The sequence below is a fragment of the Hyphomonas jannaschiana VP2 genome (assembly GCF_000685215.1).
GTDB lineage: Bacteria > Pseudomonadota > Alphaproteobacteria > Caulobacterales > Hyphomonadaceae > Hyphomonas > Hyphomonas jannaschiana.
On sequence record NZ_ARYJ01000011.1, the window covers coordinates 96,630 to 107,433 of the forward strand.

Annotated in this window: 11 protein-coding genes and 1 tRNA gene; 6 read left to right on the forward strand and 6 right to left on the reverse strand. The window is 64.0% G+C overall.

Annotated elements, in window-relative coordinates; all coding sequences use genetic code 11:
* Window positions 1-65 precede the first annotated feature (65 nt).
* A complete protein-coding gene (locus HJA_RS14780; protein ID WP_035583649.1) occupies window positions 66-821 on the forward strand; it encodes an RNA methyltransferase in 756 nt (251 codons plus the stop codon).
* Window positions 811-2,022 (forward strand): TIGR03862 family flavoprotein, encoded by a 1,212-nt coding sequence (locus HJA_RS14785; RefSeq protein WP_035583651.1) that lies wholly within the window; start codon window positions 811-813, stop codon window positions 2,020-2,022. The genes HJA_RS14780 and HJA_RS14785 overlap by 11 nt, the downstream gene beginning before the upstream one ends.
* A 147-nt stretch (window positions 2,023-2,169) precedes the next feature.
* Here the strand turns inward: HJA_RS14785 and HJA_RS14790 are convergent, their stop codons facing one another.
* Window positions 2,170-2,934 carry a crotonase/enoyl-CoA hydratase family protein gene (locus HJA_RS14790; protein ID WP_035583653.1) on the reverse strand — a complete coding sequence of 255 codons (765 nt, stop codon included), beginning with the start codon at window positions 2,932-2,934 and terminating at the stop codon, window positions 2,170-2,172.
* A 156-nt stretch (window positions 2,935-3,090) separates the two neighbouring features.
* Between HJA_RS14790 and HJA_RS14795 the strand changes: the two genes are divergently transcribed.
* Window positions 3,091-4,284, forward strand: a complete 1,194-nt coding sequence (locus HJA_RS14795) for an acyl-CoA dehydrogenase family protein (protein ID WP_035583655.1) — start codon at window positions 3,091-3,093, stop codon at window positions 4,282-4,284.
* Between the two features lie 3 nt (window positions 4,285-4,287).
* Window positions 4,288-5,334, forward strand: a complete 1,047-nt coding sequence (locus HJA_RS14800) for an acyl-CoA dehydrogenase family protein (protein ID WP_035583657.1) — start codon at window positions 4,288-4,290, stop codon at window positions 5,332-5,334.
* A gap of 10 nt (window positions 5,335-5,344) precedes the next feature.
* Here HJA_RS14800 and HJA_RS14805 read toward each other — a convergent pair whose 3' ends face one another.
* Complete coding sequence (locus HJA_RS14805; RefSeq protein ID WP_035583660.1) at window positions 5,345-6,304, reverse strand: LysR family transcriptional regulator; 960 nt, start codon at window positions 6,302-6,304, stop codon at window positions 5,345-5,347.
* Window positions 6,305-6,430: 126 nt separating this feature from the next.
* Between HJA_RS14805 and HJA_RS14810 the strand changes: the two genes are divergently transcribed.
* Entirely contained in the window at window positions 6,431-6,982 is a 552-nt protein-coding gene (locus HJA_RS14810) for a hypothetical protein (protein ID WP_155840031.1), read from the forward strand.
* Window positions 6,982-7,608, forward strand: a complete 627-nt coding sequence (locus HJA_RS14815; protein WP_035583664.1) for a GNAT family N-acetyltransferase — start codon at window positions 6,982-6,984, stop codon at window positions 7,606-7,608. Before HJA_RS14810 ends, HJA_RS14815 begins: the two co-directional genes overlap by 1 nt.
* Before the next feature lie 23 nt (window positions 7,609-7,631).
* Here HJA_RS14815 and HJA_RS14820 read toward each other — a convergent pair.
* The 4 genes from HJA_RS14820 to HJA_RS14835 form a co-directional block, all read right to left on the reverse strand.
* Window positions 7,632-7,706: transfer RNA gene (locus HJA_RS14820), tRNA-Phe, on the reverse strand.
* Window positions 7,707-7,762: 56 nt separating this feature from the next.
* Entirely contained in the window at window positions 7,763-7,984 is a 222-nt protein-coding gene (locus HJA_RS14825; RefSeq protein ID WP_241764378.1) for a DNA gyrase inhibitor YacG, read from the reverse strand.
* Between the two features lie 8 nt (window positions 7,985-7,992).
* Window positions 7,993-9,024 carry a ribonuclease E/G gene (locus HJA_RS14830; protein WP_035583665.1) on the reverse strand — a complete coding sequence of 344 codons (1,032 nt, stop codon included), beginning with the start codon at window positions 9,022-9,024 and terminating at the stop codon, window positions 7,993-7,995.
* A gap of 4 nt (window positions 9,025-9,028) precedes the next feature.
* Window positions 9,029-10,579 carry a glucose-6-phosphate isomerase gene (locus HJA_RS14835; protein ID WP_035583669.1) on the reverse strand — a complete coding sequence of 517 codons (1,551 nt, stop codon included), beginning with the start codon at window positions 10,577-10,579 and terminating at the stop codon, window positions 9,029-9,031.
* Window positions 10,580-10,804: the final 225 nt, after the last annotated feature.

Genomic DNA, 10,804 nt, shown 5'->3' on the forward strand with positions numbered 1-10,804 from the left:
CTCATCAGTAGAAATTGAATCTGATGTATTGACCAATTGGGCGCAGCGGATACTCACAGGCCGCTATGCCTGAATCTCCAGCAATCATCCTCCATTCCCCGCAACTCGGCGAGAATATCGGGGCTGCGGCCCGCGTGATGCGGAATTTCGGGATGACGGATCTGCGCCTCGTGACACCGCGCGATGGCTGGCCGAATCCGGCGGCAGACACGATGTCAGCGGGCGCCTTCGACGCGGGTGTAGCCGTGTCTGTGTATGAAACACTACAGGATGCTCTTGAAGGGATCACCTGGCTCGCCGCGGCGACGGCGCGGCTGCGGGGGATGGAGAAGCGGGTCGGTGATGCGCAGGATGCGGCGGAGGCGGCGCATGCACGGCTCGGCACCGGGAAATCGGCGATCATGTTCGGGGCGGAGAAGTCCGGCCTGCCGAACGATGCTGTGGCGGTCTCCGACTTCCTGATGACCTATCCGGTGGACGTGGATTTCAAGAGCCTGAACCTTGCCCAGGCCGTCTGCGTGTTCTGCGCGGAGTGGGGGAAGCTCGCCATCGGACCGCGCGCCGACGAGGGGGACAACAAGGCCGGCCTCGGCGATCTCGCCCCGCGTGACGAGCTTTACCGCATGTTTGAGCACTTCGAGGAAGAGCTTGAAAGAGCAGGATATTTCTTCCCCCCGGAGAAGACCGCTCTGATGAAGGACAACCTCCGCGCCGCCTTGATCCGGGCGGACTGGACGCGGCAGGAAGTGCAGACATTCCGGGGCGCGATCAAGGCGCTGGCGCTTGGCCGGGGCAAGGCGCGGGTGATCCGTGACGACTGATCGCGTCGCCATTATCGGTTCCGGCCCGGCCGGCCTGATGGCCGCTGAAGTGCTGTCGGAAGCGGGTGTTGTCGTGGATGTCTACGAGGCGATGCCGAGCGCCGGCCGCAAGTTCCTGATGGCCGGAAAAAGCGGACTGAACATATCCCATACCGGATCAGAGCATGATCTTCTCATGCGATACCATGACTATAGCGGACTATTCCCTGACCAGATCGGAGCATTCGGACCGGATCAGGTGACCCGCTGGATGGAAGGCCTCGGCATGCCCGCGCATGTCGGCCCGACCGGGCGGATCTTCCCGCAATCGATGAAGGCCTCCCCGCTGCTGCGCGCTTGGCTAAGGCGGCTGGCGGACCGGGGCGTGCGGCTTCACCTGAAACACCGCTGGACCGGCTGGGCGCCGGATGGTGCGCTGACATTCCACTCGCCGGAGGGAGAGGTAATGGTCAGCCCCGCCGCGACCGTGTTCGCGCTGGGGGGCGGCAGCTGGCGGCGGCTCGGATCGGACGGGGCATGGGCCAGCCTGTTCGATCAGGCGGGAATCGACGTGACGCCATTCAAGCCCTCCAATTGCGGGTTCACCGTCGATTGGTCGGACAGGATTCGGGAGCGATTTGCGGGTGCGCCGGTGAAAGGCGTGCAGCTTTCGGCAGGCGGGCAGGTGACTCGCGAGGAATTCGCTGTCACGGCACGCGGCGTGGAAAGCGGCGGCGTCTACACGCTGTCTGCCACCTTGCGAGACGAAATCGACGCGGCAGGCAGCGCGACGCTGTGGCTGGACCTGTTGCCGGACATGGATGCGTCAGAGATCGCGAAGCGGCTCGCGGCGGCCCCGGCGAAACAGTCGCTATCCAACCGGCTGCGCAAGGCGTTGAAGCTCACCGGTGTGAAAGCGGCGCTGTTGTTCGAGTGCGCGGACCGCGAAGCCCTGAACGATCCGGCGCGCGCGGCGGAGGCGATCAAGGCGCTGCCACTCAGGCTGACGGGCACCGTGCCGCTGGACGAGGCGATCTCGACGGCGGGCGGCGTCGCGTGGGAGGCGCTCGATGACCAATTAATGCTGAAAGCTAGGCCCGGCCAGTTCTGCGCGGGCGAGATGATTGCCTGGGACGCGCCGACGGGCGGCTATCTCATTACGGCCTGCATGGCGACAGGCCGGGCAGCCGGACGCGGCGTGCTGGAGTGGTTGAAGCGCTAGGACTTATCCTCCACCGCTTGCGGGGGAGGTGCCGAGCGCAGCGAGGCGGAGGGGGCTCTCGCCATGATTTCGGTGTTTCCCCCCTCCGTCAGCCGGCTCCGCCGCCTGCCACCTCCCCCGCTTCGCAGGGGAGGATGAAGTGGGAGCCTATTTGCCCTTCCAGACCGGGGCACGTTTTTCGATGAAGGCTTTCGGGCCTTCCTTGAAGTCTTCCGTGCCGACGATGCTGGCGAAGGCCTTGCCGCTGTCTTTCCAGAGCTCTTCGTCCGTCTTGCTGGTCGCTTCGATGGCGACCGAGCGGCTAGCGGCGACGGCGAGTGGGGCGTTGGCCGTGATGCGGGCAGCGAGCTTTTCCGCTTCAGCCATCACTTCGGCTTCCGGGGCGACCTTGTTGACCATGCCGAGCTCGTAAGCGCGCTGGGCCGGCAGCGGATCACCGGTGAGGATGACTTCCAGTGCCATGGCCTTGCCGATCACACGCGGCAGGCGGAACAGGCCGCCGGCCCCGGCGACAAGCGAACGCTTCACTTCGGGCAGGCCGAAATTCGTGTCTTCGGCGCAGATGATCATGTCGCAGGAGAGGGCAACTTCCGTGCCGCCTGCGAGCGCGGAGCCCGTGATGGCCGCGATCAGCGGTTTCGTGCGCTCGCGCTTTGCAATCCCTGCAAACCCGCCTTTCTTGGTGGAAAGGGCGGCGCCGTTGCCCGCCGAGATTTCTTTCAGGTCCGCCCCGGCGCAGAAGGCCTTGCCGACGGCGGTCAGGATACCCACCCAGACTTCCGGATCGGATTCCATCTGGTCGAGGGCGGCTTCCATCGTCTGGGCCATCTCGCCATTGATGGCGTTGCGGGCTTCCGGACGGTTCATCGTGATGATGGCGACGTGGCCCTTTTTCTCATATTCGACTGGCATTTGGTTTCGCTCCCTGGTGCGCGTGTGATCTGTGGCGTGACGTAACCGCGTTGACGCAGCGTCCGCGCAAGGCCTGCCGCAAGGGTGTTTATTGTGCGGGTGCGAAGGCGTTTTTTTGCTTGGCGAACCTTGGGGAAGTCGTCCCAGCATAAGGGTATGGAACTAAATCTAAGCCCCGAATACGAAGCCTTCCGGCAGGACGTGAACCGTATCCTGACGGAAAATGCCCACCTAGCCCCCGGCCCGGAAGACAGGGGGATGAAACATCCCAAGCGTCTCGCCTGGCAGAAATTCCTGATCGAAAACGGGCTGACCGCCCGCACGATCCCGAAGGAATATGGCGGTTATGGCGCAGAGCCCGATTTGCTGAAATCCCGAATCATCGCGGAAGAGTTTGCGCGGACGGGTATCGCCCGCCCGATGGGCGGGCAGGGCATCTCGATGCTGGTGCCGACCCTGCTGGAGCTGGGCACGCCGGAGCAGAAGGAAGCCTATATCCGCCCGACCCTGCATGGCGAGATGATCTGGTGCCAGGGCTATTCCGAGCCGGGCGCGGGGTCTGACCTTGCGGCGCTGCGTACGGCGGCCGTGGAAGACGGCGACGATTTCATCATCAATGGCCAGAAGATCTGGACCTCCACGGCGAAACAGGCGGACATGATTTTCTGCCTTGTGCGGACGGACCCTGACGCGAAGAAGCATCACGGCATCAGCTATGTCCTGTTCTCCATGGACACGCCAGGCATTGAAGTGCGCCCGCTGGTCGACATGACGGAGAATGCCAACTTCAACGAAGTCTTCTTCACCGATGTGCGCGTGCCGCAGAGCGGGATCGTGTTCGAGAAGAACAAGGGCTGGCAGGTGGCGAACGCCACGCTGACTCATGAACGCGGCATGCTGGGCGACCCGAACGCCACCAAGGCACGGTTCCTCGAACTCGTCGAGCTGATGAAGACCGAGACGCTGAACGGGGAGCGCCTGATCGACAATCCGCTGCTGCGGGACCGGCTGATGAAGCTGCAGGGCGAAGTCTATGCGATGCAGGCCAACGGCCTGCGCGTGACGACGGCCAGCCTGAAGCGGGAAAGCGCGGGGCTCGCCGGCCTGATCGTGAAGCTGCAGGGCTGTGAGCTGAACCACCAGATTGCGGGGCTCGCCATCGATGCATTGGGCGAACTCGGCATTCTCTATGGTGAAGGAGATCATCTGAGGGCGGATGGGTCGTGGCAGTGGCGCTATATGTATGATCTCGGCCTGATCATTGGCGGCGGCACGGCGCAGATCCAGAAGAACATCATCTCCGAACGCGGCCTCGGCATGCCGCGCGAACCCAAGCCGGCAAAGGTGTAAGTCATGGAATTCGCACTCTCAGAAGACCAGCGCATGCTGCAGGATTCGATCAGCGGATTCCTGAAAGACAATGCCTCTCTCGATACGATCCGCAAGATTGCCGACGGGGATGCAGAGGCCAAAGCCGGGCTGGATGCCGGGCTTGCGGAAATGGGCATCATGGGCCTGCACGTTCCGGAAATGATGGGCGGCTCGGGTCTTGGCCTGCTGGAGGCCTGTCTCGTGCAGGAGGCGCTCGGCTACACTGTGGCGCCGTCCGGCTTCCTTGCGGCGACCGTCGCGGCTGACCTGTTGCCGAACTATCAGGAAGACTATCCGCGCGGCATCGCAGACGGGGAAATGGTGTTCGGTCTTGCCCTGACAGAGCTTTCCTCGCGCCGCGATGGTGCCGGGGTGACAGTGGACAATGGCCGCCTCACCGGGACCAGCCTGCTGGCCGATGTTCCGGACGGCGCGACCCATGTCCTTCTGGCTGACACGAGCGGCAGTTTCCATGTCGCAGACAGCTGGTCAGCCGAGCCGATGCGTACAATCGACCGGACACGCACGTTCCAGCAGCTCACCTTCGACGGTACGATGGCGGAAACCAGCACACAGCCGGACGCGTCTGCGCTGGCTGCCGCCCGCCTGCTGATCGCTGCTGATACGCTGGGTGCGGCGCAGGCCATGCTCGACAAGGCGGTGGAGTATGCGAAGGAACGCAAACAGTTCGGCCGGGTGATCGGTTCGTTCCAGGCGGTGAAGCATCTCTGTGCCGAAATGGCCGCGAAGCTGGAGCCCGCAAGGGCCCTCGTCTGGCATGCGGCCTATGCGATGGACACCAAAGATCCGGAAGCCCTGGTCATGGCAAACCTCGCCAAGGCGCACCTTGCCGAAGTCGGCACGTTTGTAGCGAAAACGGCGACGGAAGTGCATGGCGGCATGGGCTTCACGGACCTGCTGGGCCTGCATTACTGGTTCAAGCGGATCGGCGTGAACCGGCAGCTGTTCGGCAGCCCGGAACAGGTCCGTCAGACCGCGGCCGAGCTGCAGGGTTTCGTCGCGGCCTGACCCGGTTGGCTCAGGCCTGACGGCGTAGCAGCGGTGCTGGCTCCATACGCAGGGCCTGCGCCGGGTTCTGCCGGAAGCAGGGATGCGCCTCTGCATTGAGCAGGCCACGCAGCCAGTCGAGCACCGTCGTGCAGCGTTCCAGCCGCCGCGCGCGTTCAGGGAAGGACAGCCAGATGTCGTCCCGGATCTCTGGCAGGGGGCAGATGCGGAAAATATCCGTGTGCGATGCTTCAACAAAAGTCGGCAGGGCGCAAAGAGAGGCGCCGGACCGGCATTCCGCCAGGGCGGACGCAAGGCTGTTGGTCACCGGTGAGCGTTCGCAAAACTGCCGGAGCGGGGTTGCCGGTGTCAGGCTTCCGGCAATCCGGTCGGCCAGCCCAAGGGGAAAGACACATCGTACGGTGTCGATGTCCTCAAGACTGGCTGGCCCATGTTCGGCCGCCGGATGCGTTGGCGCGGCATAGATGGCGTAGTGCACTTTGCCGAGGCGCCGCGTCACAAGGTCTGACTGCACCGGGCGGTCAAGCGTCGTCAGTATATCTGCGCGATTGAGCGCCTCCGCCGTGGGCGGGGTCCAAGCGCTGGTTCGCAGGTCGATGCCAGGATGACTGCGCAGGAAGACCGGCAGTTGCGGCATGAGCCACCAGGCCAGCAAGGCCTCATCCACATCCAGGCGGACAATACCGGTCTGTGTCCCTTGCCGGTCTGCCACATCGATCTCCACCGCTTCCATCACGTCGGCCATCACATCGGCATGGCGAAGCAGAATGCTGCCGGCTTCCGTCAGTTCGATGCCGCGCGTGGAGCGATGGAACAGCTGTGTGTTGAGGTCTGCTTCCAGGTCTGAGACGCGGCGGCTGATCGTTGGCACAGAGCCGCCGAGCCGGATCGCTGCAGCGCTCATGCTGCCGAGATGGGCGACCGTCCGGAAGACCCGGATTTTGTCCCAGTCAAATAGCTCAGCCTGCATTGCGTCCCCTTGCAGGGCTGAAACGCCCCCTTTCTTCCACGGCTAAAGCCCCCTCCCGCAAAACCTGAAAAACTCAATTTAAGCGTGTAGTGGAGAGTCGGCATGAAAGCAACGAGAAATGGTAAAATGTCTACAATACACGTAGACATTGTGTTGGTTGAGCAGCGTGCACGGGAGTTGGGCTTCCGGCATGCGACCATCCGGGAGCTGGGCGATGGCATCCGCCTGGCCGAGTCCCTGATGAACTCAAAAATCGCCACAGCGGACGCCGTGATGCGTATGGATGTCGTTACCGGGATGACGGCCTGGGTCACGGGCAACCCGATTGAGGGCGTGTTCCTTGTCCTGCCGCTTTCGCCTGCAGGTGAGCAGGCCGTGCGGGATGGGACTTACTGCCCTGCAGACCCGGCACCGGCGCATCTGGCCTGGCACGGGCGGGATGTCGCTGGGGTCTATATCGGCGTCTATGCCGGCGCGACGAAGGAAGCGCGGCGTGCCGTGATGACGGCGGCGGCCGTGATGCGGGTGGAGCAGTTCGCGGCCGTGCCCACCTTCGCCCGCGGTGCCACGGATGACGGCAAGCGGTCCATGGCCTCCCTCGGCTTTTCGCCGCTTGAAGGCGGCCTGCCTGATCTCTGGGTGCAGGAAGCGCTCTCGACCGGGTCGGAGGCTGCCTGATGACACGGCCGGAGGTGGGGAAACTGGGATTGCGGCGACCAGTGCCGGACTCAGCCTGGGAGCGCTACAGCGCCCGGCCAGTGCGTTCGCTGGACGAGTTGCAGATGGTGGCGGCCATCCGCGCGGCGGTGTTCATGTCGGAACAGGCCTGTCCGTATGAAGAGGAATATGACGGCAACGACCTTTGCAGCACGCATTTCCTTCTGTTCGACGGGGCAGAGCCGGTGGGCACACTGCGCGTGCGCTGGTTTGCAGACTTTGCAAAACTGGAGCGGATTGCGCTGTTGCCGCGCGAACGGGGGCGCATGGGCCTGCGCGTCCTGCTGGCGGAGATGTTCGAACTGGTGGCGCGCAAGGGCTACCGGCGCATGCTCGGCCAGATTCAGGCGCGGCTCTGGCCGGTCTGGTCACGCACGTTCAATTGCCGTCTCCTGCCGGGCCGGGCACCGTTCTGGTTTTCGGACTATGAGTATCGCGAGATCGAGATCTTCGTCCCCGAACACCCGGCCGCCCTGCCGATGGAAGCGGACCCCTACATGATCATCCGCCCCGAAGGCGCCTGGGACACGCCCGGCGTACTGGATGCCTCCGCGCAACGGGCACCGGGGCAGGATGAGGCGGCGTGAGTTTTCGTATTGTCTGGAAAAAATGGTGCCCGGGGGCGGAATCGAACCACCGACACGCGGATTTTCAATCCGCTGCTCTACCCCTGAGCTACCCGGGCGGGCCGTGGGGAAGGGCGCTATCTAACGGAGCCCTGCGGGCTTGTCTATGCCGATTTCAGTCTTCTGCTGACATATCCCCGGCCTCGCCGGAATGGGGGCCGGGACGCGGGGAGTCCTCGTCGTCTTCGACAGGCGGGCCGGGAATGGCGTAACCGTCATTCAGCCACTTGCCGAGGTCTACATCTGCGCAGCGTTTGGAGCAGAAGGGCCGGTACTCTGCAGAGACCGGTTTCTTGCGGCACTGGGCGCATTTGGGCTGGCGCTTTTCAGGGGGCACGGGCTGGCTCATGGGACTGTGGCAACGATAGGGGATTTCGGATCGGTCGAGTCGTAAGTGAAGCGGTCGCCGTACTTTTCCGCAAGGGCTTGTCTGAGTTCGTCTCCCTCCTTGTTCAGCCAGGCAAGGGCGTGGCCCGGCAGGTCAAGGCGCAGCCTGTCCATGCGCTTCGCCCGCGCTTCCTGCTCCAGCCGCCGGAACCCGTCGAAACAGACTGTCCGGGATGATTTTGAACCTGACGGATCAAGCAGGCGTTCCGCGATGGGGGTCTCTGCCCATTCGACCGACGCCTGCAGGAGCCCGAGATCGGAGGGTAACAGCGCCCGCACCCGCTGATCGGAAATGCTCCGGAAGACGGTATTGAAACGGTCGCGTACCTGTTTGCCTGACTCGCGGTTCAACGGGCTGACGCAATCCATCACAATGAGGCCGCCGAGATTCCGGAGCCGGATCTGGCGGGCGAGTTCGGCCGCGGCGTCGAGATTGACCTTGAGCGCCCGGTTGGCGGCGCGCCCCGTGTCAGACCGGCCGGACGTATCGACATCGACGGCGACCAGCGCGCGCGTACGCTCCAGCGTGATATTGCCACCGCCCGGCAGGTTCACTGTCTCTGAGATGACCATGTCAAAGGCCATGGCGACGGTCTCGTCACCCGGTTCGACCCGTTCAACAGCAGCAGTGCCCCAAGGATCGAGGAAGCGAAAGTCCTTCGATTTCCCTGCCAGGGCCACCCGCGGCAGCTTACTGCCTTCACGGGTTTCGGCGACCACCCGGACTTCAAGCGATTGCCCCTCTGTCAGACCGTGCCCTTCTTGCAGGCGCAGGAAGGCATCGCCCGCGTGGCCGTCCAGTTCGACAAAACCGCCGCCCTGGCTCAACGAAATTGTGCGCAGGCGCCCGGTCATTAACTGGCCGATCTGAACCGGCCGGTTTTCCGTCAGGCGCGTGAGCCGGACGGCGATCGGGCGGCCGGTCTCATCAAGGGCGACTTCGCGCGTCTCCGCGGCGCACACTTCCTGAAGGATGCGAGCCGCGGGCATGGGCTCAGCCGAGCTCCTTGATGAGGGCGGCTGTGACCGGATCGTCTGCCGTGGTGTCGCCGGACAAGGCAGGCTTCAGACGCGTCGCCATCGTCTTGCCGCGCTCGACGCCCCACTGGTCGAACGGGTTCAGGCCCCAGAGCTTGCCGGCGAAATAGGTCCGGTGTTCGTATAGCGCAACGAGGCTGCCGAACGCTTCCGGGCCAAAGGATTTGTGATGAAGGAAGGATGAGGCGCGGCCGCCTGCGTGCACTTTTTGCTTCGCCACTGCGTCAGACAGGTCGGGTTCTTCCGCGCGGACTTCTTCCAGGGAGCGGCCGTTCGCCAGCACTTCAGCCTGGGCAAGGGCGTGAGCCGTCAGGGCGGTGACACCTTCCGGGTCGCGGTCGAAGTCCGGGGCGAGGATGAACTCGCACGGCACGCTGCGCGAGCCCTGGTGAAGCCATTGGTGATAAGAGTGCTGGCCGACAGATCCTTCGCCACCCCAAAGGGCCGGTGCGGTGGAGTAGGGCGATGGAACGCCGCCAGGGCCGACGGACTTGCCGTTCGATTCCATTTCCAGCTGCTGCAGGTAGGTCGGCAGCATCCGCAGGCGGTGGGAATAGGCGAGCATGACCCGCATGCTGCGTTCGAGGCAGGACGCGTTCCAGAAGTCGAGCAGGGCGAGGCGCATCGGCAGGTTTTCAGCAAGTGGGGCCGTGCGGGTGTGCGCGTCCATCTCTGCCGCGCCTTTCAGAATGGCCTCAAATGTCCCGGCCTTCAGATAGATCATGCAGGCAAGGGAGGCTGCAGACCAAAGCGAGAAGCGTCCGCCGACCGACAAAGGCATGTCGAACAAATAGCCGTCATTACCGCCGAACCAGGCTTTAGCCCGCTCCGGATTGGCGGTGACAAGGGCAATCTGGCGGCTGGCCTCGGCGCCGAGTGAGGATTCCATCCATTCGCGGGCCCGGCCGAGATTATAAAGCGTCTCTTCTGTACCAAAGGATTTGGAGACCCCGACGACCAGCGTGCTGGCTGGATCGAGTCCCGCCAGGGCGTGCTCCAGGTCCCAAGGGTCGACATTGGCGCAGAAGCGCAGCTCCATGCCGGGCGTTGCGAGGTCTGCAAAGGCGTCTGCGATCAGGCGGGGGCCGAAATCGGAACCGCCGATGCCAATGTGCAGAACGGCCTTGTAAGGGGTGCCGGCAAGGGTGCGGATCTCGCCTTCCTGCACGCGCCGTGCGAATTCGAGCGCGGGCAGGACGCTCTGGCGGACGGCTTCGGGTTCACCTTCCAGCGGGGCCTGTGCGCGCAGGGCCCAGTGCAGCGCCGGGCGTTTCTCGGACGGGTTCACGATGTCCCCATTGAAAAGCTGTTCTGCGGCCGTTTCCAGCGCGGCACTCGCGCCATGGGCGAGCAGGGCGGCGTCTGCTCCGGTGTCCAGATAGTGACGCGAGAGGTCGGCCGTCCATCCGGCGGCAGAGAGCGCAGCCTGTCCGGCCCGCGCCGTGGCCAGGTCCTTCAGCGACGCGGCCTTGAGAGATGCGGCGAGGGCACCTAAATCAGCGCTCATGTGACGGGTCCTTTCCGTTGATGGAAGTCACGGCTTACCCATGGTTCGGCGCCTCACGCAAGATGTGGCCCGTATAGGTGCAGACGAACGCAATTGTGCGCTTGAATCCCGCGCCACACATGGGTATGAGGCCCGTTTAACAGGCCGGAGGCCTGATTTGGTATCCCGTCCGGCGGGCCGGACAGAACACGAATTCAAGGAGAGGCCCGATGGGCAAGGCAAAGT